Origin of the sequence: Streptomyces sp. NPDC060031, from assembly GCF_042736805.1 — a bacterium.
GTDB lineage: Bacteria > Actinomycetota > Actinomycetes > Streptomycetales > Streptomycetaceae > Streptomyces.
Window position 1 is genome coordinate 21,609 of record NZ_JBHWVM010000005.1, and the last position, 22,804, is coordinate 44,412.

Sequence of the window (22,804 nt, forward strand, 5' to 3'; positions counted from 1 at the left end):
ATGCTCTAGCGACCGGTCTTCGGGGCCTTCCAGCGGGCGATGCCGCGAGCCACCAGATTGAGGATCATGACGAAGGCGATCAGGACGAGCGCCGCGGCCCATGCACGGTCGTAGGAGGCGTCACTGCCGACCTTGTACTGCTCCCAGATGTACAGGGGGAGCGAGGACTGAGCACCTTCGAAGGGGTTGCTGTTGATCAGCTGGGTGCCGAAGACGAGCAGCATGATCGGCGCGGTCTCACCGGCGATGCGCGCCACCGCCAGCATGACACCGGTGGCGATGCCGCCGATGGCCGTGGGCAGCACGACCTTGAGGATCATGCGCCACTTCGGCACACCGAGGGCCAGCGCGGCCTCGCGCAGCTCGTTAGGGACGAGCTTGAGCATCTCCTCGGTGGAGCGGACCACGACGGGCATCATCAGGATCGACAGGGCCATCGAGCCGGCGAAGCCGGAGGGGCCGAAGCCGAGCATCAGGTTCCAGGTCGTCAGGATGAACAGACCCGCGACGATGGAGGGGATGCCGGTCATGACGTCGACGAAGAACGTCACGGCCTTGGCGAGCGAGCCCCGGCCGTACTCGACCAGGTAGACGGCGGTCAGCAGGCCGATGGGAGCCGCGATCGCGGTGGCCAGGGCGACCTGCTCGATGGTGCCGAGCAGTGCGTGGTAGACGCCGCCGCCCTCGTCGAAGCTGGTCACCCCGTTCATGGAGTGGCTGAGGAAGTTCCCGTCGAGGAGCTTGATGCCGCGGCTGATCGTGGTCCACATCAGCGAGAGCAGCGGGATGACCGCGAGGACGAAGCAGACCCATACGAGGGAGGTCGCGACACGGTCCTTGGCCTGGCGGCGGTTCTCGATCACCGCGCTGGAGGTGTACGTCACGGCGACGAAGAGGACGGCCGCGAGCAGACCCCACTGGATCTTGCTGTCGAGGCCGAAGACGGCGCCGATGCCGCAGCCGAGGGCGACCGAGAGGACCGCGATGCCGGCCGGTGCCCAGCGGGGCAGGCCGCCTCGGGTGAGGCTGGTGGGGGCTGCGGACTTGGTGGCCCGGCTCGGGCGCTGGTCCTGGATTGCGTGGCTCATCAGGCGTTCGCCCCCGAGAAGTCCTTGCGGCGAGCGATGATCAGGCGAGCGGCACCGTTGACCAGCAGGGTGAGCAGGAAGAGCACGAGACCGGAGGCGATCAGCGCGTCGCGGCCGAACTCGTTGGCCTCGTCGAACTTCGCGGCGATGTTCTGCGCGAAGGTCCCGCCGCCCGGGTTCAGGACGTGGAACGAGATCAGGAAGCTCGGGGAGAGGACGGTCGCGACGGCCATGGTCTCGCCGAGCGCGCGGCCGAGGCCGAGCATCGAGGCGGAGATGACGCCGGAGCGGCCGAAGGGCAGTACCGACATCCGGATGACCTCCCAGCGGGTCGCGCCGAGGGCCAGCGCGGCCTCCTCGTTCATGCGCGGGACCTGGAGGAAGACCTCGCGGCTGACGCTGGTCACGATCGGCAGGATCATGATCGCGAGCAGGATGCCGACGGTGAAGAGCGAGCGGGCGACGCCGACCTGGGTCTTGTCGAAGAGGTAGGTCCAGCCCATGTACTCGTCGAGCCAGAGGTTGAGCCCGTTCAGCTGCGGCACGAGGAAGAGGGCGCCCCAGATGCCGTAGATGATCGACGGGACGGCGGCCAGCAGGTCGACCACGTAGGCGAGGGGCGCGGCCAGCTTGCGCGGCGCGTAGTGCGAGATGAAGAGGGCGATGCCGACGGCGATCGGAACCGCGATGGCCATCGCGATGATCGAGCTGACGACGGTGCCGAAGAGCAGGACGGCGATGCCGAAGACGGGCGGGTTGGCCGACGCGTTCCAGTCGAAGGTGGTGAGGAAGTTCCCCTCGTTCTTCGACAGGGCGATCGAGGCGCGGTAGGTGAGGAAGGCGGCGATCGACGCCATGATCACCAGGAGCAGGATGCCGGAACCCTTGGAGAGCCCAGCGAAGATCTTGTCACCGGCGCGGCCGGTGGACCTTCCGCTCTTGGCGACAGGCGGAGCCTGGTCTATCTGGGTGGGTGTCGTGGAAGCCATGGTCTTTCCGGTCTGGATGGGGGCGGGCCCCCTGGCGGCGGTGCACCGGATTTCCCCCCGGGTGAAGGGGGAGGGTCCCCGGGTGCGGGCCTCATCGGACGGAAGAGGCCCGCACCCGGGGGTCAGGATCAGCCCAGCGTCTTGATGACTTCGCGGACCTTGGCGTTGATCTCGGCCGGGATCGGCGCGTAGCCGTTCTCGAGGAGGACCTTCTGGCCCGCGTCCGAGGCGGCGTAGTTCAGGAAGGACTTCACGGTCGGGAGCGTCTCGGCCTTGTTGCCCTTGTCGCAGACGACCTCGTACGTCACCAGGACGAGCGGGTAGGCGCCCTCGGCCTTGGTGGTGTAGTCGAGCTTCAGGGCCAGGTCGGAGCCGGTGCCGGCGACCTTGGCGGAGGCGATGGCCTTGGAGGCGTTCTCGCCGGTGGCCTTGACCGGGGCGGTGGCGCCCGTGTTCAGGTCGACCGTCTTGATGCTCTGCGAGCTGGCGAAGGAGAGCTCGAAGTAGCCGATCGCACCGTCGACCTGCTTGACCTGGGCGGCGACGCTGGCGGAGCCGGAGGCGGACTGGCCGCCCGGGGCGGCCCACTTCTTCGCGGCCTCGTACGGCCAGGCGTCGGGCGCGCTGGCCTTGAGGTACTTGGTGACGTTCTCGGTGGTGCCCGAGTCGTCGGAGCGGTGGAAGGCCTGGATGGCGGTGGAGGGAAGCGTGACGCCCGGGTTCAGCTTCTTGATCGCCTCGTCGTCCCACTTCTTGATCTTGTCGTTGAAGATGTTGGCGACCGTGGCGGCGTCGAGGTTCAGCTTGTCCACGCCGGAGAGGTTGAAGCCGAGGGCGACGGGGCCGCCGACCATCGGCAGGTTGATGCCCTGGCCGCCGGTGCAGACCTTCTTCGACTCTTCGACCTGCTCCGGCTTCAGCGCCGAGTCGGAGCCGGCGAAACCGACGGTGCCCTGGTTGAAGGAGACGATGCCCTCGCCCGAGGAGGAGGACTTGTAGTTCACCTCGACGCCGGAGCAGGCGGCCATGTAGTTCTTCACCCACAGCTCGACCGCGTTCTTCTGCGCGGAGGAGCCGGAGGCCAGGAGCTTGCCCTTGGCGTCGTCACACTTGATGTCGCCCGCCGAGGCGGACGGCTTGCCGCTGGCGCCGCCGTTCGCGTTGGTGTTGTCGTCCGAGCCGCACGCCGTGAGGACCAGGGCGCCGGACACGACAAGCGCCCCGAGGGCGGAGGCACGAAGCATGTTCTTGCGCTGAAGCTTCACTTTCGGGTGTTCCTTCCAGAAGCCGCCGGCCGCTTTCTGTGTCGGGGCGGCGTGCGAAGAGGACTACGTCGGTTTGCCCGGTCCGCCGCTCGTCGTGCCGCGACTCGCACCGTGCACCACTGAAATTAGGCAGAACAGGTGAAGCGGCCGACCGGGCCGGGTGAACGGATGGTGAACCATGGCGGACGGCATGGTGCGGGTACCCCGGTTCACCCCCGGACGTAAGCGGGCGTTATCCGTCCGTTACCCCGGCGTGACCGTCCGGATGCACGACCCGCATGGCCGGAATGCGCCGGTCGGGCTACGGAACGGCCGGGGCCGGCAGCCACAGGTCGTGGAAGGTGAAGCGGGCCGCCTCCACCTCGTGGCGCTGGTCGGCGTGCAGCACGCCCAGCGCGTACGCCGTCGCCGGGGCGATCCGAGGAGTGCGCGCGGCCGTCGCCGAGGCGGCCGCCGCCTCGGCCGCGTCGCGGTGGCGGTCCAGGGCCTCGCCCGCGGCCGCCAGCCGGGCCACGTCCTCGCCCAGCGCCTCGCGCGCGTAGCGGTGGACCCGCAGCAGGCGGCGCACCTCGTTCCAGGGGCCGTCGTGGTCCGGGTTGTACGGGTGCGCCTGCGGGGCCGGAGTAAGGGCCTCCACTGCCGCCGTCAGGCGGGTTTCGGCCACCGCCGCCAGCGGGGCCAGGACCTCGCCCACCCGCCCGCGGGCCGCCACGGGGTCCAGCGGGACCTCCGAGGCCAACACCGCCACCGCGTCCGCCACCGCGTGGAACCGCGACGAGCCCAGCGCCTGCAGGGTCGCGGAGTGCGCGCGGGTCCGGGCCAGGGTCAGCTGGCGCTCCAGCAGCGCCCCCGCCCGGGCCGAGCCCACGGTGAGCGACCCGGACGCGCCGCGCGGGGCCGGCACCTCGGGGGTCCCCGCGAGCCGGTGCAGGGCCTCCATGAGCCGGGCGAGACGGGCGGCGTACGCGTGCTCGTCGGCCAGCGTGGAGGACAGCCACACCAGCTCGGTGCGCAGCCCGTCGGCCCAGGAGGACTCGGTCACCGCCCGGAACGTGGCCAGGGATCCGCTGATCCGGCGCGCGGCCCCCCGCAGGCCGCGCGCCGCATCACCGCCTTCCGCCGCGTCGGCCCCGCTCTCCTCGTGCAGGCGGAGCCCGCGTAGGAAAGCGGTGGCCTGGGCCCGCAGGTACGCGCCGAGCACGTCACCCGCGGAGCCCTCCGCGCGCGCTGTCGGGTCATGGTTTGGCTGAGCCACGCCGGCGCCTCCGGGCGTCTATGAGCATCTCCTGTACGTGCCGCAGCGGCTGGCCCTCGCTGTCCGTGCTGTGCCGGGTCCATTCGCCGTCCGGTCCCAGGTGCCAGGAGGAGGTGGCGTCGGACATGCCGGTCGCGAGCAGCCGGTCCAGTGCCGCGCGGTGGGCCGGGTCGGTGACCCTGACCAGTGCTTCGATACGGCGGTCGAGATTGCGGTGCATCATGTCGGCGCTGCCGATGTACACCTCGGGTTCGCCGCCGTTGCCGAAGGCGAAGAGCCGGGAGTGCTCCAGGAAGCGGCCGAGGATCGAGCGGACCCGGATGTTGTCCGAGAGCCCGGGGACGCCGGGGCGCACGGCGCAGATGCCGCGGACCCAGATGTCGATCGGGACGCCCGCCTGGGAGGCCCGGTAGAGCGCGTCGATGAGGGCCTCGTCGACGATCGAGTTCATCTTCAGGCGCACGTACGCGGGGCGGCCGGCCCGGTGGTGGGCGGCCTCCTTGTCGATCCGCGCTATCAGGCCGTCGCGCAGCGAGCGCGGGGCGACGAGCAGCCGGCGGTAGGTCTCGCGGCGCGAGTAGCCGGACAGCCGGTTGAACAGGTCCGAGAGGTCCGCGCCGACCTGCGGGTCGGCGGTGAGCAGGCCGAGGTCCTCGTAGAGCCGGGCGGTCTTGGGGTGGTAGTTGCCGGTGCCGACGTGGGAGTAGCGGCGCAGCGTGTCGCCCTCCTGGCGGACCACGAGCGAGAGCTTGCAGTGGGTCTTGAGGCCCACGAGCCCGTAGACGACGTGGCAGCCGGACTCCTCCAGCTTGCGCGCCCACTTGATGTTGGCCTGCTCGTCGAAGCGGGCCTTGATCTCGACGAGTACGAGGACCTGCTTGCCGGATTCGGCGGCGTCGATCAGCGCGTCCACGATCGGGGAGTCGCCGGAGGTCCGGTACAGCGTCTGCTTGATCGCGAGGACGTCCGGGTCGGCGGCGGCCTGTTCCAGGAAGGCCTGCACCGAGGTGGAGAAGGAGTCGTACGGGTGGTGCAGCAGCACGTCCCGCTCGCGCAGCGCGGCGAAGATGTCCGGCGCGGACGCGGACTCGACCTCGGCGAGGTCGCGGTGGGTGCCGCCGATGAACTTGGTGTACTTCAGCTCGGGCCGGTCCAGGGAGGCGATCCCGAAGAGCGCCGTCAGGTCCAGCGGGCCGGGCAGCGGGTACACCTCGGAGGCGTTGACCTTCAGCTCCTGCACCAGGAGGTCCAGTACGCCCGGGTCGATGGACTCCTCGACCTCCAGGCGCACCGGCGGGCCGAAGCGGCGCCGCATGAGTTCCTTCTCCAGGGCCTGGAGGAGGTTCTCGGCGTCGTCCTCCTCCACCTCCAGGTCCTCGTTGCGGGTCACGCGGAACATGTGGTGCGCGAGCACCTCCATGCCGGGGAACAGCTCCTCCAGGTGCGCGGCGATGACGTCCTCCAGCGGGACGTAGCGCTGCGGGGAGGCCTCCAGGAAGCGGGAGAGGAGCGGCGGGACCTTGACGCGGGCGAAGTGGCGGTGGCCGCTGACGGGATTGCGGACGACGACCGCGAGGTTCAGCGAGAGGCCCGAGATGTACGGGAAGGGGTGCGCGGGGTCCACGGCCAGCGGGGTGAGCACCGGGAAGATCTGGTTCCGGAACAGCGTGAAGAGGCGGGCCTGCTCCTTCTCGGTGAGGTCGGGCCAGCGGATCAGGTGGATGCCCTCCTCGGCCAGCGCGGAGGAGATGTCCTGCTGGAAGCAGGCGGCGTGCCGGGCCATGAGCTCGCGCGAGCGGGTCCAGATGAGGTCCAGCACCTCACGCGGCTGGAGTCCCGAGGCCGAACGGGTGGCGACGCCCGTCGCGATGCGCCGTTTGAGGCCGGCGACGCGGACCATGAAGAACTCGTCGAGGTTGCTCGCGAAGATCGCCAGGAAGTTCGCGCGCTCCAGCAGCGGGGTCGTCGGGTCCTCGGCGAGCTCCAGCACGCGCTCGTTGAAGGCGAGCCAGCTGCGCTCCCGGTCGAGGAAGCGGCCCGGGGGGAGCTCTCCGTCGTCCTTGTCCTCGTAGGTGTCCAGATCCGCGTCGAGATCGGGTTCGAGGTCCACGTGCGGGCGGTGCGCGGCTATGGAGCCCAGGCGCGCGTGCGCTCCGGACACCGCGCGGGCGGCTACCGCTTCCGCGGAGGCCGCGGAGCTGTGGGACGGCTGCTGGGAGGGGACCTCGGTGGGACCTGCGCTGGGCTTGTGGCTCATGACTCCATTCTTCCGCGCACGCGGCAGGACAGGCGCGTCGGAAGTGTCGGCCGTCAGGCGGAGGCGGGGTTGCATGCGGGGAGAGTCGCAAGCGCGTCTTAATGCCCGGTTAATGGCGTGTGGCTTCCAGGCTCCGCCTGGTGCACGTTTCCGCCGGTGGGGGTGCGCCGGTGCGGGTGCGGCGGTGTTGCCGGGGCTCCGCCCCCGGCCCCGCGCCCCAATCGCCGGCGGGGCTGATCTTGGCCGGGCATCAGCCGGATCCAGCCCCGCCGGCGATTGAGGAGCGGGTCTGGGGCGGAGCCTGCGGTCAGCTTTCCGTGCGGTACATCAGGTCGACCTCGTGGGTGGTGAAGCCGAGGCCCTCGTAGACGGCGAGGGCCGCCGGGTTGTCGGCGTCGACGTAGAGCATCGCCGTCGGCAGGCCCGCCTCGGCCAGGTGCCGCAGGCCGATCGCGGTGAGGGCCTTGCCGAGGCCGCCGCCCTGCGCGCCGGGGCGCACGCCCACGACGTAGACCTCGCCGAGGCGCTGCTCGCGGTGGATCTTCGTCCAGTGGAAGCCGACGAGCTCGCCGTCGCGCTCCGCGAGGAAGAAGCCCTTGGCGTCGAACCACGGCTGCGCGATCCGGTCGTCGAGGTCCCGCTGCGTCAGCGAGCCCTGCTCGGGGTGGTGCGCGAAGGCTGCGGCGTTGGCCGCGAGCCAGGCCGCGTCGTCGGCGCCGGGCACGAAGGTGCGGACCGTCACCCCGGCGGGGAGCACCGCCTCCGGCAGCGGCGGCGCCTCCGCGCCGAGCGGCCGGCGCAGCTGGCGCAGCTCGCGGAAGAGGGTCAGGCCGAGCACCTGGGCGAGGTGGCGGGCAGCCGACTTCCCGCCGTGCGCCCACACCCGGATCCGCTTGCCGGAGGCGGCCAGCAGGGCGTTGCCCAGGGCCCGCCCGTGGCCGCGCCCGCGCAGCGCGGGGTGCACGACGAGCTCGGCGGCCGGGGCCTCGACCGGGTCGGTGTCCTCGAGTTGCCCGTAGCCGGCGAGCCGTCCCTTCTCCGTGAGGAGGAAGTGCCGGATGCCCTCGCGCGGCCCGCCGCGCAGCTGGAGGCGGCCCTGCTCGGACACCGCGGTGGTGCCGTCCGTACGCGCCGCGTCCTCGATCAGGTCGAGCACGGTGCCGGCCTGTTGCTCCGTCAGCTCGTCGAGGGTCTCAATCTGCCGTCCCGGCTCCAGGGCCGCTGCTGCGTCGTCAGTCATGCGCCGAGCCTACGACCGCGGAGGCCGTGGGGGGAGCACGGGTGCCGGTGCCCGGCCCCGGGGGGCCCGGCGGCGATCCGCCTCGTGCGCGTAACCAGCTCGATACCCGTTACCCCCTGTCGTGCTACGCGCGTTGACCATAGGCTTCGGCGGACCTCCCAAGCAGTATCGCTGTCCACAAAGGGGATTAAATGTCAGCGACGCCACAACGGCACCGCCGAGCCCGCCGGTTGACCTTCACCGCTCTCGCCGTCACGGCCGGGGCCGGGGCGATGGTCGCCGCCGCACTGCCGGCCGGGGCCGCGAGTGGTGGCGGTGCCGCCAAGAGCCGGACCGTCGACGTGCAGATGTTGTCGTTCAACGACTTCCACGGCACGCTCGAGCCCCCGCAGGGCTCCTCCGGAACGGTGAGCGAACGTCAGGCCGACGGCACCACCAAGGCCATACCCGCGGGCGGGGTCGAGTACCTCGCGACCAGCCTGCGCGAAGCCCGCAAGGGCCACGAGTACTCCGTCACCGCCGCGGCCGGTGACATGATCGGCGGCAGCCCGATGCTGTCCGGGATCTTCCACGACGAGCCGACCGTCGAGGCGCTGAACAAGCTGAAGCTGGACGTCACGAGCGTCGGCAACCACGAGTTCGACGAGGGCAAGACCGAGCTGCGCCGCATGGCGTACGGCGGCTGCCACCCGGTCGAGGGCTGCTTCGAGTACGGCAAGGAGTTCACGGGCTCCGAGTTCAAGTACCTGGCCGCGAACGTCACGGACGAGAAGACCAAGCGTCCGATGATGAACCCCACCTTCATCTGGCAGAAGGGGGACGTGAAGATCGGCTTCATCGGCGTCACCCTGGAGGGCACGCCGGACGTCGTCACCGCCGACGGGGTCAAGGGCCTGAAGTTCGGCGACGAGGTCGAGACGATCAACAAGTACGCCGCCGAGCTGAACAAGCAGGGCGTGAAGTCGATCGTCGCGCTCATCCACGAGGGCGGTCTGCCCGCGAGCGGCGCGTACAACTACGACTGCGACGCCCCTGGTGCGGGCGCCGGCGTCTCCGGTGCCATCGTGGACATCGCCAAGAACGTGGACGCGAAGGTCGACGCGCTGGTGACCGGTCACACGCACCAGGCGTACGCCTGCAACATCCCGGACCCGGCGGGCAACCCGCGCATGGTGACCTCCGCCGCCTCCTACGGCCGGCTGTTCACGGACACCACCCTCACCTACGACCGGCAGACCAAGGACATCGTCCGTACGCCGGTCTCCTCGCCCAAGCCGGTCAACAAGCTCGTCTCCCGGGACCAGCCCAAGGCCGCGGACATGACCGAGCTGGTCGACCGCTGGAAGGCCCTGGCGGCGCCGGTCGCCAACCGCACGATGGGCTACATCTCCGCGGACATCCCGGGCCGCGGCTCGGAGGCCCCGGAGAAGCCGCTCGGCGACCTGATCGCCGACGCGCAGCTGGAGGCGCTGGCCCCGGCCGCCAAGGGCGGCGCGCAGCTGGCCATCATGAACCCGGGCGGCATCCGTGCCGACCTGGCCTACAAGGCCGCGGGTGACGAGGGCGACGGCGTCGTGACGTACGGCGAGTCCTACACGGTCCAGCCGTTCAACAACCTGATGAACATCGTGGACCTGACGGGCGCGCAGCTCATCACCGCGCTCCAGCAGCAGGTCAGCGGTCCGGTCAACGGCCCGAACCCGAAGATCCTGCAGGTGTCGAAGGGCTTCACCTACACCCTGGACGCGACGAAGACGGGCGCGGACCGCGTCGTCGTGGACTCGGTGAAGCTGAACGGCGCGGCCATCGACCCCGCCAAGACCTACCGGGTCGCGATGAACGAGTTCCTCGCGGGCGGCGGTGACGGCTTCACCGTCCTGAAGGAGCACAAGAACAAGCTGGTCGGCGCCCCCGACCTGGAGTGCTTCAACGCGCTCCTGGCGAAGTCGACGGCGGCGAACCCGATCGCCCCGCCGGCGGCGGACCGGATCACGGTCATCAAGTAACACCTGCGTACAGCACGCCCGGAGGGGCGGTGGGCCATCGGCCCGCCGCCCCTCCGGCGTTACGGGAGTTCGGCCAGGAAGGTGCGGACGGCCTTCTCGAAGCCGTCGGGGTCCTGGAAGGGCACGAAGTGCTCGGTGTCGAGCCCGGCGTACGAGGTCCCGGGGCGCCGGGAGACCATCGCCTCGGCCAGCTCCAGCGGGAGCACCTCGCTGCGCAGGCCGTGGATCAGCAGCGCCGGGCAGCGGCTGGCGAGCCAGACGTCCCAGCGGGAGCCGTCGCCCTCGGCCAGGGTGGCGAGGGTGGCCTGCGGGTGGAACGGCAGCCGCCAGCCGGTGTCCTCGGGCAGCGGGCGCAGGAACGGCCCGACCCCCTCGCCGAGCGGGCCGAGGGCGGCGACGAGCTCCTCGCGGGTCGGCGCGGTGTACGGGAGGTCGCGCAGGAAGTCCCAGAAGGACGGGCCGTCCTGGCGCGGGCTCTCCACGGGGGCGTCGACGTTGACGAGCGCGGAGACCAGGTCGGGACGGGCGGCGGCCAGGTGGTAGGCGTTGATCCCGCCGAGGGAGAAGCCGAGCACGGGCACCGGGCCGCCGGGGCCGAGGTGTTCCAGGAGGGCGGCGGCGTCGCCGACGTAGCCCTCGCGGCTGTAGTCGGGGGCCAGTGCGGAGTCGCCGTGGCCGCGCTGGTCGGGGGCGATGACCCGCCACTCGTCGCCCAGGGCGGCGGCGAGGCCGGTGAAGTGCGCGCCTTCGGAGAGGCCGCCGTGCAGGGCGAGCAGCGGCCGGCCGGCGCCGCCGAAGTCGAGGTAGGACAGGGTGCGGTCGTCGATCTTCAGCTCGTGGCGCATGGCGTGGCTCTCCCCTGTGTGCTGGTCGGCGGGCCGGTGATCGGCCATCATCAGCCTGACAGGGTTTGGGCATGTGCGCAATACGCTCGTGTAGCGCGCTTGCCCAAAATGCTGCGCGGATACGATCCGGGCATGGGAAATCGTGAGGACCTGCTGGCCGGGGCGCGCCGCTGCCTGGAGGAGAAGGGGTACTTGCGCACGACCGTGCGCGACATCGCCGCGGCCTCGCAGGTGAGCATGGCCGCGATCGGCTACCACTTCGGCTCTCGCGAGGCCCTCCTCAACCAGGCGCTGTTCGCGGCGATGGACGAGTGGGCCGCGGGCTCCGGCCGCCTCGCGGGGAAGGGCGACACCGCCGCGGAGCGGTACGCCGACACGTGGGACCGCAAGATCCAGGACTTCGGCGACATGCGCTGGCTCTGGACCGCCAACGTCGAGGCCTTCGTCGCCGCGCAGTCCTCGCCCGAACTGCTCGCCACCCTGGCCGAGAGCCAGCGCCGCTCCCGCCCCATGGTGGCCGCGCAACTGCGCGGGGTGCCGGAGGACGAGGTCGGCGAGGAGGACGTACGGTCCCTCGGGTCGGTGCACCTCGCGCTGCTGAGCGGGGTGATGGTGCAGTGCCTGACCGACCCGGAGCAGGCGCCGACCGGGCGGGAGCTCGCCCGAGGGCTGCGGGCGATGGCGGAGCTGCTGGAGAACTGACCGCTACCGGTCGGTGGTAAAGCTGAGGTGTCCACGCCATAATCCGGTCCCACCACTGGGTCGGCAAAGGGGCGGGCATGGGCATGGGACTGGACCGGCGGGCGTTCTTGACCGGGGCGGGGGCGCTGGCGGCGAGCGCCGCCGTCGGCCTGGCAGCGGCGGCTCCGGCCTTCGCCGGTACGACCGGCACACGCGGCGCGCTCGGCACGCTCGGTACGACCGGCACGCTCGGCACCACCGGGACCCGCGGCACCACCGGGACCCTCGGCACGCAGGACTGGATGGCCGGGATCGGCGACGCCACCGCCCTCCAGCGGATGACGATCCCCGGCACCCACGACACGGGCGCCACGAAGGGCGGGCTCTACGTCGCCTGCCAGAACACCTCGATCGCCCAGCAGCTCGACTCCGGCATCCGGTTCCTCGACGTCCGCTGCCGGGTGTCGGGCGGCTCCTTCGCCATCCACCACGCGGCCTTCTTCCAGGACCTGATGTTCGGGGACGTCCTCGTCGCCTGCTGGAACTTCCTCGCAGCGCACCCCTCCGAAACCGTGCTGATGCGCGTCAAGCAGGAGTACTCCGGCGACAGCGACGCCACCTTCCGCGCGATCTTCGACGACTACCTCGACAACCGCGGCTGGCGCCCGCTCTTCCGGATATCCGACACCCTGCCCAGTCTCGGCCAGGCCCGCGGGAAGGTCGTCCTGCTCGCCGACAACGGCGGCCTGCCCGGACTGCGCTACGGCGACGGCAACGTCTTCGACATCCAGGACGACTACAACACCGAGCCCTTCGCCAAGCGCGGCCGGATCGAGGACCACTTCCGCAAGGCCGTCCAGCAGCCCGGCAAGCTCTTCGTGAACTACGTCAGCACCGCCGCCTACATGCCGCCCCGCTGGAACTCCGACCGGCTGAACCCCCAGGTCCACGCCTTCGTCGACGGCGGCGAACTGGCCGGCCGCACCGGGCTCGGCATCGTCCCGATGGACTTCCCGAACACCCGCTCCGGCCTGGTCGCCTCACTGATCCGGCACAACTGACGGCCCGGACGGCGGCGGCGTCGGAGCGCCCGGGATGCGCAGGACCGCCTCCGTGCCCGGGCCGCCGTCCCGCGCCGCCCGCAGTTCGGCGCTGCCGCCCGCGCGGTGCACCGTACGGGCCACGATCGACAGGCCGAGGCCGCTGCCGGGCAGGGCGCGGGCCGACGGGGAACGCCAGAACCGCTCGAAGACGTGCGGGAGGTCGTCGGCCGGGATGCCCGGGCCGTGGTCCCTTACGGTCAGCGCGCCCGCCCGCAGCGACACCTCGACGGCGCCGCCGGGCGGGCTGAACTTCACCGCGTTGTCCAGGACGTTGACCACCGCCCGCTCCAGGGCCGCCGCCTCGCCCCGTACGTACCAGGGCGCCAGGTCGGAGCGGAAGACCAGCTCCGGACCGCGCAGCCGGGCGCGGGTCAGCGCCGCCCGGGCGATCTCGTGCAGGGCCACCACCTGGAGCGGGCTCCCGGCCCCGGCGTCCGGGCGGGACAGCTCCTGAAGGTCCCCGATCAGCGAGGCCAGCTCCGTCATCTGCGCCTTGACCGAGGCCAGCAGCTCCCGACGGTCCTCGGGCGGGATGGCCCGGCCGGTCTCCTCGCTGCGCGCGAGCAGCTCGACGTTGGTGCGCAGCGAGGTGAGCGGGGTGCGCAGCTCGTGCCCGGCGTCCGCGATCAGCTGCGCCTGCCGCTCCTGGGAGGAGGCGAGCGCGGCCGTCATGGAGTTGAAGGACCGCGACAGGCGGGCGATCTCGTCGTCGCCCTCGTCGGGGATCCGGACGGTGAGGTCCTCGGTACGGGCGATGTGCTCGACGGCGCCGGTCAGTTCGTCGACCGGCCGCAGCCCCGTACGGGCCACCCACAGGCCAGCCGCGCCCGCGCCGACGACGCCGATGCCGCAGACGAGCAGGAGCACCCAGGCGAGGGTGGACAGCGGCTTGGTGACATCGGCGAGCGGCTTGGCGACGGAGATCGCGAAGACCGGGGAACCGGGCTGCGCCTGCGCGGGGAAGGTGTAGACGCGCATCTCGACGCCGCCGGTCGTCGACGCGTCGTACAGGGCCTTGCCGCGTTCTCCCGCGGCGACTTCCTTGTCGGTCCGGGTGGCGGGCAGATCGGTGCGCCCGCTCACCGTGCAGTGGCTGCCGTCGGCCGCGATGATCTGGACGGTCGCGTTCAGCTGTCCGGCGATCTCCGGCTGCGCCTGCTGGTCGGGGCGGGTCGAGCAGCCCTCGCGCAGCGTGCGCAGCACCTGGGCGGTCGGGTTCGTGGCCTTGAGGGACTGGTTGAGCTGGTCGTTCAGCTGGGCCCGCACCATGACCCAGGACACCGCCGCGACGGCGGCCACGGCGAGGGCCACCGCCACGGTGACCAGCAGCGCCAGGCGGGAGCGCAGGGGCAGGGCGCGGAATCTGGCGGTGGGGCTCACTCGGGACCGCTCTCGCCCTGGCGCAGTACGTAGCCCACCCCGCGCACGGTGTGGACCAGGCGGGGCTCGCGCGCGGCCTCGGTCTTGCGGCGCAGGTACATCACGTACACGTCCAGGGAGTTGGAGCTGGGCTCGAAGTCGAAGCCCCAGACGGTCTTGAGGATCTGCTCGCGGGTCAGCACCTGCCGCGGGTGCGCCAGGAACATCTCCAGCAGGGTGAACTCGGTGCGGGTCAGCTCGACCGGCCGCCCGGCCCGGGTGACCTCGCGGGTGGCCAGGTCCATCCGCAGGTCACCGAAGGTCAGCACGTCCTCGCCGGCGCCGTCCGCGAGGCCGGAGGGGGCGGCGTACGAGCTGCGGCGCAGCAGCGCGCGGACGCGGGCGAAGAGCTCGTCCAGCTCGAACGGCTTGACGAGGTAGTCGTCGGCGCCCGCGTCGAGGCCGGTGACGCGGTCGCCGACGGTGTCGCGGGCGGTGAGCATCAGGATCGGGGTGGTGCTGCCCGCGGAGCGCAGCCGGCGGGCCGCCGTCAGACCGTCCATCCGGGGCATCTGGATGTCCAGCACGATCAGGTCGGGAGCGTACGAGCCCGCCTGGTCGAGGGCGTCGAGCCCGTCGACGGCGGTCTGCGTGCCGTAGCCCTCGAAGGCGAGGCTGCGGCGCAGGGCCTCACGTACGGCCGGCTCGTCGTCGACGACGAGGATCCGCTGCTGGTCGCCTTCGGCGGGATTCATCTCGGTCCACCCCAGTGGTCTCGGTCGGTGCGCGGCGCCTCCCAGCGTCGCACGGGCGGGTCAGAAGGAGGTGCCGAAGCCGTCGGCGGCGGTGCCGCCGCCGTTGCCGCTGTTCGAGCTGCCGGATCCGGTGGCGGCGCCGCCCTTGCGGAGGGAGGGGAGGTCGGCCTTGATGGTGTTGACGGGGATGGCGAAGCCGAGGCCGACGCTGCCGGCGGAGGAACTGTCGCTGGAGGGCGAGTAGATCGCGGAGGGCATGCCCACGATCTCGCCGTTCATGTTGACGAGGGCGCCGCCGGAGTTGCCGGGGTTGAGGGAGGCGTCCGTCTGGATGGCCTTGTACGAGGTGGTGTCCGAGCCGGTGTTCCCGTTGAACTGCTGGCCGTCGTAGCTGAACGGCCAGCCGCCCTGGCCGCGCTGCGGAGTCTGCCGCTGCTCGGACTTGGGGACGTTCACCTCGCGGTCCAGCGCGGAGACGATGCCGCTGGTGACGGTGCCGGTGAGGCGGTCGGGGGAGCCGATGGCCACGACCTGGTCGCCGACCTTGAGGCTGCCGGAGTCGCCGAGCTTGGCGGGCTTGAGGCCGCTCGCACCCTGGAGCTTGATGAGGGCCAGGTCCTTGTCCGGGTCGGTGCCGACGACCTTGGCGGCGTACTTCTTGCCGTCGCTCATCGTCACCTGGATCTCGGAGGCGCCGTCGATGACGTGGTTGTTGGTGACGATCTCGCCGTCGGCGGTCACGACGATGCCGGAGCCGGTGCCCTGGCCGGAGCCGGTGCGGGTGTCGATCCGCACGACGGAGGGGCTGACGTTCTCGGCGACGCCGGAGACCGTGCCGTTGCTGGACTGGGAGACGTTCGTGCCGTTGACGCCGGCGGCGGAGCCGGTGGTGTTGCCGACCAGCTGCTGGAAGGCGGCCGCGGAGGCGCCGCCGACCACGGCCGCGGCGAGGGCGACGGCGGCGAGGAGGGCGACCGGCCGCTTGGCGCGGGGGGCGGGGGTGGCGGCGTGGGCCGGCCCCTGGGGTCCGCCGGCGCCGGCGGACACGGTCTCGCCCGGGATGACCGGGGCCTGGTGCGCCTCGTGCCACCCCGGTGCGGCGGGCGGGTACGCGGGCGGCGGCGGATACGCCCCGGCGGCCTCCTGCGCCGGCCGGTCGTGGCCCCGCTGCCAGTCCTCGCCGAACGGCGAGTGCTGAGTCGGGAGGTACTCCTGCGGGTACTCGCCTTCGCGGCGGAAGCTCTCGGTCATGTCTATGACTCTGCGCGCGGATCATGAGAGCAATCTGAGTCTGACCTGAGAAGCCCGACAGAACCGCGTATGCCCGACATAAGGACCGGGCCCGGGCGGGGCGCGCCCGCCGAGCGGTGGATCCGCCGATCCGCCGAACCGCCGAACCGCCGAACCGCCGAAGGCTAGCGGCAGCCGCAGGAGCGGCGGATCACCAGCGCCGACGGGAACTGCTTCAGCCGCTCCCGGCGGGAGCCGGCCACGCGCAGGCCGTCGTCCAGGACGAGGTCCACCGCCGCACGGGCCATCGCCGGACGGTCCGAGGCGATCGTGGTGAGGGGCGGGTCCGTGAGGGCCGCCTCCTTCACGTCGTCGAAGCCGGCGACGGCCAGCTCCCCGGGCACGTCGATGCGCAGCTCGCGCGCGGCCCGCAGCAGGCCGATCGCCTGGTCGTCCGTCGCGCAGAAGATGGCCGGCGGGCGGTCCGGGCCCGAGAGGACCTCCAGGGCCACCCGGTACGCGTCGTAGCGGTTGTACGGGGCCTGGAAGAGCCGGCCCTCGACCGACCGGCCGGATTCCAGCATGGCCCGGCGCCAGCCCTCGACGTGGTCGGCCACCGGGTCGCCGACCTCCGGGGTCGTCTCGACCCCGCCCAGGCAGGCGACGTACTCGTGCCCGTGCTCCAGCAGGTGGCGGGTGGCGAGCTGGGCGCCGCCGATGTCGTCGGTGACGACGGCCACGTCATCGATGGCTTCGGGGCGCTCGTGCAGCAGCACGACCCGCGCGTCCCACGCCTCGATCTCGGACGCGGCCCGCTCGCTCATGCCCTGGCTGACCAGGATCAGGCCCGAGACCCGCATGCCGAGGAAGGCCCGCAGGTAGTGGACCTCGCGCTCGTCGCGGTAGTCGGAGTTCCCGACGAGCACCATCTTCCCGCGCTCGGCCGCGGCCTGTTCGACCGCGTGCGCCATCTCCGCGAAGAACGGCTGACGGGCATCCGGGACGATCATGCCTATGAGGTCGGTGCGCCGTGACGCCATCGCCTGTGCGACCCGGTCCGGGCGGTAGCCCAGCTCCTTGATCGCGGCGAGGACACGCTCGCGCGTGGCCGGGGCAACCGGCCGGGGTCCGTTGTTGATGACGTAGCTCACGACGGCGGTAGAGGTACCCGCCAGTCGTGCCACGTCATCCCGCGTCACCTTGGCCACGCGCGGCAGTCTACGCGGGGTGACCTACCTCTGGGCAGGGCGCCCGGAAGAGGGGATTCCCACAGGCGGTTCCGCCATCCGGGTGGCGGCCGCCGCCTGCGCCGCCGCGGAGGCGGCCGCCTTGGCCGCGGCCTGCGCCGCAGCCTCCGCGGCGGCCCGCTCGACCTTCTCCGGGGTGACGAAGCGGTAGCCGACGTTGCGGACCGTACCGATCAGGGACTCGTGCTCGGGGCCGAGCTTGGCGCGCAGCCGCCGTACGTGGACGTCCACCGTGCGGGTGCCGCCGAAGTAGTCGTAGCCCCAGACCTCCTGGAGCAGCTGGGCGCGGGTGAAGACCCGGCCCGGGTGCTGCGCGAGGTACTTGAGCAGCTCGAACTCCTTGAAGGTGAGGTCCAGGACCCGCCCCTTGAGCTTGGCCGAGTACGTGGCCTCGTCCACCGAGAGGTCGCCGTTGCGGATCTCCATCGGGGAGTCGTCCGAACCGAGCTGCTGGCGGCCGGTGGCCAGCCGCAGCCGCGCCTCGACCTCGGCCGGGCCGGCGGTGTCGAGGAGGACGTCGTCGATGCCCCAGTCGGCGGTGACGGCCGCGAGGCCGCCCTCGGTCACGACGAGGATCAGCGGACATCCCGGCCCGGTGGAGCGGAGCAGCTGGCACAGCGACCGCACCTGCGGCAGGTCGCGGCGGCCGTCCACGAGGATCACGTCCGCGCCGGGGGTGTCCACGAGGGCGGGGCCCTCGGCGGGCGCCACCCGGACGCTGTGCAGCAGCAGGCCGAGGGCGGGCAGCACCTCGGTGGACGGCTGCAGGGCATTGGTCAGCAGCAGGAGAGAGCTCATGACCCGACACCTGCCCGGGTCGGGTCGTTCTGCACGGTTCGCATGTCCATCACGTCGGTTCCTCCTCGGTCCCGTCGAGGACTTTCGCGGCACTGCTTCGTACGGCTTGCCTGGTGTCCGCCCGGTCCCCGCGCCCTGAGGTCCGGATGGATACCACTGTTCTCGGTTCGTTCAACGTGCTGAAAGCACAAAAGGACCCGGGGGCAACATTGCCCGGATCCTCTCGCCAGCAGAATAGCCCACCCGTGCCCGCGGGGCCGAGGTATCGGCGGGCGGCTCTTCTGTGGTTCGCACCACCCCTGTGACCAGCGTATGCCCCGGTTTCACCGGTTCGGTGGACCCCGGAGGAGCCGCCCGGGCGCATAAGGGGCGCGCGGAGTCACGCGGGGCCCGCGGGTCCGAGGGTTCATCATGGAGGCCGACGTGGACACGACGATAGGAGCTGCAGTGGCAACCGGAACCATCCGCTACTGGGCGGCGGCCAAGGCCGCGGCCAAGACGGCGGAGGAGCCGTACTCGGCGCGGACACTGGCCGAGGCGCTCGACGGCGTGCGGGAACGCCACCCCGGGGAGCTCACCCGGGTCCTGCTGCGCTGCTCCTTCCTCGTGAACGAAGAGCCCGTGGGCAAGCGGGCGCACGAATCCGTCGAGCTGACCGAGGGGGGCACCGTCGAGGTGCTCCCGCCGTTCGCGGGCGGGTGAGCGCGGTCCGATGAGTACTCCCGAGGAACAGCAGCAGCAGCAGCAGCAGTACTACCAGCAGCAGCAACAACAGCAACAGCAGGATCCGTACGGGACCCAGACCTGGCAGTCCGAGACCTGGGACACCGCCCACCAGCCCGCGGCTCCCGAGGGCTGGTTCCGCGACGAGGCCCAGCAGGCCCCGGCCCAGGCCCCCGCTCCGGTGCAGGGGTGGGGCGAGACCGCGTACCTGCCGCCGTACCCGGGCCCGGCGGAGCCGCAGCAGTACCAGCAGACCGCGGCCCCCGACGGCTGGTTCCGCGAGGAGGCCCCCGCCCCCGCACCGGTGCAGGAGTGGGGCGAGACCGCGTACCTGCCGCCGTACCCGGGCCCGGCGGAGCCGTACGTGGAGCAGCCGCCGCAGCCGCAGCAGTACCAGCAGACGGCCGCCCCCGACGGCTGGTTCCGCGAGGAGGCTCCCGCGCCCGCACCGGCCCCCGCCCAGGACTGGGCCACCGCCTACCTCCCGCCCCAGACGGCCGCCCCGGCCACCCCCGTCGCGGCCGAGCCGCCGGAGGCAGCGGCAGCGGCAGCGGCAGCGGCGGAGGGCGCCGGCGAGGAGCCCGCGTACTCCCCGCCCACGCTCGCCGGCAACACGCTGCGCGCCGTCGACCCCGCCCAGGCCCGCGCCGAGGGCCGGTCGCCGATCATCGACCCCGGCCCGCAGCCGGCCATACTGACCGCCGCCCTCGGGCTGCTGATCGCCGCGGCCGCGGCCTTCGGGCAGCTCGCGCTGCTCGTGCCGCTGATCACCCTCCAGGGGCTCACCGCGGCCGGCTGGTTCCGCCTCAACGGCATGTGGCCGGCCCGCCAGGGCATCGCCCTCGCCTTCGCCGGAGCCCTCGCCGCGGATGCGGCGGTGCTCGCCGTGGACCGCGCGTACGGCCCCGGCGCGATCGTCGGCACCCTGGGCGCCTGGGTGCTGCTCACCCTCGTGCTCCAGCTGCGCAGCCGGGCCGAGCCGGACGAGCGGATGTACGGGCTCATGGCCTCGGTGGCCTCCGCCGCACTGGCCATCGTCTGCGCCGGATACCTGGCCGCCGACACCGCCTGGGTGACCGTCGGGGCGGCCGCCGTCGCGGTCGCCGTCTTCGCCCGCGCGCTGCCCCTGCCCACCGGACCCTCGGTCGGCGTCTCGCTGGCCGCGGCCGCGGGCGCGGGCGTCGCGGTCGGCGGGCTGACCTCGGTCGGCGCCGGCGGGGCGCTGCTGGGCCTGGTGGCCGGGGCGTGCGCGCTGATCGGGCTGCGGGTGGCGGCGTACGACTATCCGTCGAAGTTCGTGCACATGACGGCCGGTGTCGCGCTGCCGCTGGCGGTGGCCGCTCCCGCCGTCTACCTGCTGGGGCGGGTGGTGGGCTGAGGCGGTGGGCCGAGGGGGCGGGCGCACGGCCCCTTCACCGGCTTCCGACGGCGAGGATGGTCAACTAGTACGTACGTACCAATCTTCATGGGGGGTGGACGCGTGCGTTTCCTGCGCGTTGTCGTGATCGTCGCAGTGGTCCTCGGGGCCTTGTTCGTGGGGGCGGACCGCTGGGCCGTCGGCTATGCCGAGAACCGGCTGGCCGACCGGATCCAGGCCCGCCAGCCCGGCGTCGGGGGAGTGGGCGTGGACATCCACGGCTTCCCCTTCCTGACGCAGGCGCTCAGCCACGACCTCGACCGGGTCGACCTGAAGCTGGACGGCGTCGAGGTGAGCGCGGACGGCCGCAAGACCCGCCTCACCCAGCTGCGCGCCGACTTCCACGGGGTCGAGCTGAACGGCGACTACAGCGGCGGCACCGCCCGGCGCGCGGCCGGTTCGGCCCTCGTCACGTACGCCGACCTGACCACGGGCGCGCAGCCCGGTGTGACCCTGAGCTACGGCGGGGCGCCGGGCAAGGTGAAGGTCACCGCGTCGGTGGAGCTGCTGGGCAGGACCTTCACCCGCAGCGTGGTGTCGACCGTCTCCCTCGTCGACGCCAAGGACGGGCAGGGCTCCAGGACCGTCCGGCTGCGGGCCGACGAGGTGCCGGGCGAGGGGATCCCCGGGATCGAGACCGCGATCCGCAAGAAGACCGACTCCGACCGCCGGCTCGACGGCGGTCTGCCGTCCGGGCTCCAGCTGACCGCGCTGACCTCGGACGAGGCCGGTGTGCACCTGTCGCTGGGCGGTTCGAACGTGGCGCTTACCGGATAGTGAGACGCTGTGGTCCGATCCGCAGATGGACGGACCGCGCCGAGGGCCCCCGAGGCGGTGCGGCGGCCCGTTCGGGGTGATCGCATCCCAACATACGGACGATCCTGTCTCGAAATATGACACGACGGTGACAGGGCAGCCGATTCGTCCCTACGATCCATGGCTATGAAGCATCAGCAGGCGGACCTCACGAAGCGACGGGCAGTAGACCTGTGTCGCGTCGCCGCCATGCTCTGTCGATCCATGTGACGTGTGAGCGCATCCCGCTCCATGGCCGGACGACGGCCTTCTGCCTTCCCGTGTGACCCCACTTGCCTCCTGCCCCCTGACGGCTCCCCGTTCAGGATCTCGAGCGCACCCGGAAGCACGCCCCCAGCACCACCAGCACAGCCCCGCCGCACACTGCCCCGGAGGAGAACACCATGAGCCGCAGCGACGTCCTCGTAGACGCCGACTGGGTCGAGGCCCACCTGAACGACGCCAACGTCGTCATCGTCGAGGTGGACGAGGACACGTCCGCCTACGACAAGAACCACATCACCAACGCCGTCCGGATCGACTGGAAGAGCGACCTCCAGGACCCGGTCCGCCGCGACTTCGTGGACCAGGAGGGCTTCGAGAAGCTCCTCTCCGCCAAGGGCATCTCCAACGACGACACCGTCGTCCTCTACGGCGGCAACAACAACTGGTTCGCGTCCTACGCCTACTGGTACTTCAAGCTGTACGGCCACCAGGACGTCCGCCTGCTCGACGGCGGCCGCAAGAAGTGGGAGCTCGACTCCCGCGACCTGGTCGACGGCACCGAGGTTCCGGCCCGCCCGGCCACCGCGTACAAGGCCAAGGCCCAGGACGCCTCGATCCGCGCCTTCCGCGACGACGTCGTGGCCGCGATCGGCTCGCTGAACCTGGTCGACGTCCGCTCGCCCGACGAGTTCTCCGGCAAGCTGCTCGCCCCGGCGCACCTCCCGCAGGAGCAGTCGCAGCGTCCCGGCCACGTGCCGAGCGCCCGCAACATCCCGTGGTCGAAGAACGCCAACGACGACGGCACCTTCAAGTCGGACGAAGAGCTGACCGCCCTCTACCAGGCCGAGCAGGTCGACCTGGCGAAGGACACCATCGCCTACTGCCGCATCGGTGAGCGCTCCGCGCTGACCTGGTTCGTGCTGCACGAGCTCCTGGGCCAGGAGAACGTCAAGAACTACGACGGCTCCTGGACCGAGTACGGCTCGCTGGTCGGCGTGCCGATCGAGCTGGGCGCCAACAAGTAGTCCCGGGCACGCGACGCCCAGTAGTACGACCTCTCTAGGACAGGACAGAGAACATGTGTGGAGCACAGATCGGCGGGCCCGACCTCGCGACGCTCAAGCCCGGTGAGACCGCCATCCAGGGCCAGGTCACCAAGGACGGCGAGGGAGTGAGCGGCTACGTCCGCCTGCTGGACTCGACCGGCGAGTTCACCGCCGAGGTCCCGACCTCGGCGACCGGCCAGTTCCGCTTCTACGCGGCGACCGGCACCTGGACGCTGCGGGCGCTCGTCCCCGGCGGCCGCCAGGCCGACCGCGCCGTGGTCGTCGCCGACGCCGGCGGCGTGACGGACGTGGCCATCGCGGTGTGATCGTCAGCTGAACCGGCCGGAGGGCCGCACCCCAGGGGGTTGGACGCCACTGGAACGGGGTGCGGCCCTTCGTGCCGTCCGCGGTCGTGCCGTCCGTGCTCGTGCCGTCCGTGCTCGCTCGCCGAACTTGTTTTCGCAGGCGCCGGCCCTACGC

Annotated in this window: 21 protein-coding genes; 9 read left to right on the forward strand and 12 right to left on the reverse strand. The window is 71.8% G+C overall.

Translation table 11 applies throughout. The features are described 5' to 3' along the window. Positions 1 to 5: 5 nt before the first annotated feature. The 6 genes from pstA to mshD form a co-directional block, all read right to left on the reverse strand. Positions 6 to 1,088 (reverse strand): phosphate ABC transporter permease PstA, encoded by a 1,083-nt coding sequence (gene pstA / locus ACFWB8_RS03225; protein WP_385221717.1) that lies wholly within the window; start codon positions 1,086 to 1,088, stop codon positions 6 to 8. After that, a complete protein-coding gene (pstC, locus tag ACFWB8_RS03230; RefSeq protein WP_385221720.1) occupies positions 1,088 to 2,077 on the reverse strand; it encodes a phosphate ABC transporter permease subunit PstC in 990 nt (329 codons plus the stop codon). Before pstC ends, pstA begins: the two co-directional genes overlap by 1 nt. Positions 2,078 to 2,205: 128 nt before the next feature. Beyond that, positions 2,206 to 3,342 (reverse strand): phosphate ABC transporter substrate-binding protein PstS, encoded by a 1,137-nt coding sequence (gene pstS, locus ACFWB8_RS03235; RefSeq protein WP_385221723.1) that lies wholly within the window; start codon positions 3,340 to 3,342, stop codon positions 2,206 to 2,208. A 301-nt stretch (positions 3,343 to 3,643) separates the two neighbouring features. Beyond that, entirely contained in the window at positions 3,644 to 4,597 is a 954-nt protein-coding gene (locus tag ACFWB8_RS03240) for a CHAD domain-containing protein (RefSeq protein ID WP_385221726.1), read from the reverse strand. Then, entirely contained in the window at positions 4,578 to 6,854 is a 2,277-nt protein-coding gene (locus tag ACFWB8_RS03245) for an RNA degradosome polyphosphate kinase (protein WP_385221729.1), read from the reverse strand. The genes ACFWB8_RS03240 and ACFWB8_RS03245 overlap by 20 nt, the downstream gene beginning before the upstream one ends. Positions 6,855 to 7,161: 307 nt before the next feature. Then, positions 7,162 to 8,094, reverse strand: a complete 933-nt coding sequence (gene mshD, locus ACFWB8_RS03250; protein ID WP_385221732.1) for a mycothiol synthase — start codon at positions 8,092 to 8,094, stop codon at positions 7,162 to 7,164. Between the two features lie 191 nt (positions 8,095 to 8,285). Here mshD and ACFWB8_RS03255 point away from each other — a divergent pair, with 191 nt between their 5' ends. After that, the gene (locus ACFWB8_RS03255; protein WP_385221735.1) at positions 8,286 to 10,100 is read left to right on the forward strand and encodes a bifunctional metallophosphatase/5'-nucleotidase; all 1,815 of its coding nucleotides are present in this window, start codon (positions 8,286 to 8,288) and stop codon (positions 10,098 to 10,100) included. Positions 10,101 to 10,159: 59 nt separating this feature from the next. Here ACFWB8_RS03255 and ACFWB8_RS03260 read toward each other — a convergent pair whose 3' ends face one another. After that, on the reverse strand, positions 10,160 to 10,945 hold the full coding sequence (locus ACFWB8_RS03260) for an alpha/beta fold hydrolase (protein ID WP_385221737.1): 786 nt from the start codon (positions 10,943 to 10,945) through the stop codon (positions 10,160 to 10,162). Positions 10,946 to 11,077: 132 nt separating this feature from the next. Between ACFWB8_RS03260 and ACFWB8_RS03265 the strand changes: the two genes are divergently transcribed. Beyond that, entirely contained in the window at positions 11,078 to 11,647 is a 570-nt protein-coding gene (locus ACFWB8_RS03265; protein ID WP_385221740.1) for a TetR/AcrR family transcriptional regulator, read from the forward strand. A gap of 77 nt (positions 11,648 to 11,724) precedes the next feature. After that, the gene (locus tag ACFWB8_RS03270; RefSeq protein WP_385221742.1) at positions 11,725 to 12,687 is read left to right on the forward strand and encodes a phosphatidylinositol-specific phospholipase C; all 963 of its coding nucleotides are present in this window, start codon (positions 11,725 to 11,727) and stop codon (positions 12,685 to 12,687) included. On the opposite strand, the gene ACFWB8_RS03275 is transcribed toward ACFWB8_RS03270, so the two are convergent. From ACFWB8_RS03275 to ACFWB8_RS03295, 5 genes are all read right to left on the reverse strand, one after another. Further along, a complete protein-coding gene (locus tag ACFWB8_RS03275; RefSeq protein WP_385221744.1) occupies positions 12,667 to 14,109 on the reverse strand; it encodes an ATP-binding protein in 1,443 nt (480 codons plus the stop codon). The genes ACFWB8_RS03270 and ACFWB8_RS03275 overlap by 21 nt on opposite strands. Further along, complete coding sequence (locus ACFWB8_RS03280) at positions 14,106 to 14,843, reverse strand: response regulator transcription factor (RefSeq protein ID WP_385221747.1); 738 nt, start codon at positions 14,841 to 14,843, stop codon at positions 14,106 to 14,108. The genes ACFWB8_RS03275 and ACFWB8_RS03280 overlap by 4 nt, the downstream gene beginning before the upstream one ends. Positions 14,844 to 14,903: 60 nt before the next feature. Beyond that, positions 14,904 to 16,094 carry a S1C family serine protease gene (locus ACFWB8_RS03285; protein WP_385221750.1) on the reverse strand — a complete coding sequence of 397 codons (1,191 nt, stop codon included), beginning with the start codon at positions 16,092 to 16,094 and terminating at the stop codon, positions 14,904 to 14,906. A gap of 164 nt (positions 16,095 to 16,258) precedes the next feature. After that, positions 16,259 to 17,281 carry a LacI family DNA-binding transcriptional regulator gene (locus ACFWB8_RS03290; RefSeq protein WP_385221753.1) on the reverse strand — a complete coding sequence of 341 codons (1,023 nt, stop codon included), beginning with the start codon at positions 17,279 to 17,281 and terminating at the stop codon, positions 16,259 to 16,261. Between the two features lie 24 nt (positions 17,282 to 17,305). Continuing rightward, entirely contained in the window at positions 17,306 to 18,118 is an 813-nt protein-coding gene (locus ACFWB8_RS03295; protein ID WP_385221756.1) for a response regulator transcription factor, read from the reverse strand. 447 nt (positions 18,119 to 18,565) lie between these two features. Here ACFWB8_RS03295 and ACFWB8_RS03300 point away from each other — a divergent pair, with 447 nt between their 5' ends. The 6 genes from ACFWB8_RS03300 to ACFWB8_RS03325 all read left to right on the forward strand — a co-directional run bounded on the left by ACFWB8_RS03300 (position 18,566) and on the right by ACFWB8_RS03325 (position 22,650). Next, positions 18,566 to 18,820: a MoaD/ThiS family protein gene (locus ACFWB8_RS03300; RefSeq protein WP_385221759.1), complete on the forward strand. Its 255-nt coding sequence runs from the start codon at positions 18,566 to 18,568 to the stop codon at positions 18,818 to 18,820. Between the two features lie 10 nt (positions 18,821 to 18,830). Then, entirely contained in the window at positions 18,831 to 20,219 is a 1,389-nt protein-coding gene (locus tag ACFWB8_RS03305) for a hypothetical protein (RefSeq protein WP_385221762.1), read from the forward strand. Between the two features lie 102 nt (positions 20,220 to 20,321). Then, complete coding sequence (locus tag ACFWB8_RS03310) at positions 20,322 to 21,035, forward strand: DUF2993 domain-containing protein (protein WP_385221765.1); 714 nt, start codon at positions 20,322 to 20,324, stop codon at positions 21,033 to 21,035. Positions 21,036 to 21,200: 165 nt separating this feature from the next. Next, complete coding sequence (locus tag ACFWB8_RS03315; RefSeq protein WP_350206375.1) at positions 21,201 to 21,284, forward strand: putative leader peptide; 84 nt, start codon at positions 21,201 to 21,203, stop codon at positions 21,282 to 21,284. A 173-nt stretch (positions 21,285 to 21,457) separates the two neighbouring features. After that, a complete protein-coding gene (locus ACFWB8_RS03320; RefSeq protein WP_385221768.1) occupies positions 21,458 to 22,303 on the forward strand; it encodes a sulfurtransferase in 846 nt (281 codons plus the stop codon). Positions 22,304 to 22,356: 53 nt separating this feature from the next. Further along, positions 22,357 to 22,650, forward strand: a complete 294-nt coding sequence (locus ACFWB8_RS03325; RefSeq protein WP_385221771.1) for a DUF1416 domain-containing protein — start codon at positions 22,357 to 22,359, stop codon at positions 22,648 to 22,650. The last annotated feature ends 154 nt before the right edge of the window (positions 22,651 to 22,804 follow it).

Excerpts from the sequence above, each read along its gene's own strand:
- pstA (WP_385221717.1), bottom strand. The coding sequence starts at position 1,088 with ATGAGCCACGCAATCCAGGACCAGCGCCCGAGCCGGGCCACCAAGTCC.
- pstC (WP_385221720.1), bottom strand. The coding sequence starts at position 2,077 with ATGGCTTCCACGACACCCACCCAGATAGACCAGGCTCCGCCTGTCGCC.
- ACFWB8_RS03245 (WP_385221729.1), bottom strand. The coding sequence starts at position 6,854 with ATGAGCCACAAGCCCAGCGCAGGTCCCACCGAGGTCCCCTCCCAGCAG.
- mshD (WP_385221732.1), bottom strand. The coding sequence starts at position 8,094 with ATGACTGACGACGCAGCAGCGGCCCTGGAGCCGGGACGGCAGATTGAG.
- ACFWB8_RS03255 (WP_385221735.1), top strand. The coding sequence starts at position 8,286 with ATGTCAGCGACGCCACAACGGCACCGCCGAGCCCGCCGGTTGACCTTC.
- ACFWB8_RS03260 (WP_385221737.1), bottom strand. The coding sequence starts at position 10,945 with ATGCGCCACGAGCTGAAGATCGACGACCGCACCCTGTCCTACCTCGAC.
- ACFWB8_RS03265 (WP_385221740.1), top strand. The coding sequence starts at position 11,078 with ATGGGAAATCGTGAGGACCTGCTGGCCGGGGCGCGCCGCTGCCTGGAG.
- ACFWB8_RS03270 (WP_385221742.1), top strand. The coding sequence starts at position 11,725 with ATGGGCATGGGACTGGACCGGCGGGCGTTCTTGACCGGGGCGGGGGCG.
- ACFWB8_RS03280 (WP_385221747.1), bottom strand. The coding sequence starts at position 14,843 with ATGAATCCCGCCGAAGGCGACCAGCAGCGGATCCTCGTCGTCGACGAC.
- ACFWB8_RS03285 (WP_385221750.1), bottom strand. The coding sequence starts at position 16,094 with ATGACCGAGAGCTTCCGCCGCGAAGGCGAGTACCCGCAGGAGTACCTC.
- ACFWB8_RS03295 (WP_385221756.1), bottom strand. The coding sequence starts at position 18,118 with ATGAGCTCTCTCCTGCTGCTGACCAATGCCCTGCAGCCGTCCACCGAG.
- ACFWB8_RS03305 (WP_385221762.1), top strand. The coding sequence starts at position 18,831 with ATGAGTACTCCCGAGGAACAGCAGCAGCAGCAGCAGCAGTACTACCAG.
- ACFWB8_RS03315 (WP_350206375.1), top strand. The coding sequence starts at position 21,201 with ATGAAGCATCAGCAGGCGGACCTCACGAAGCGACGGGCAGTAGACCTG.
- ACFWB8_RS03320 (WP_385221768.1), top strand. The coding sequence starts at position 21,458 with ATGAGCCGCAGCGACGTCCTCGTAGACGCCGACTGGGTCGAGGCCCAC.
- ACFWB8_RS03325 (WP_385221771.1), top strand. The coding sequence starts at position 22,357 with ATGTGTGGAGCACAGATCGGCGGGCCCGACCTCGCGACGCTCAAGCCC.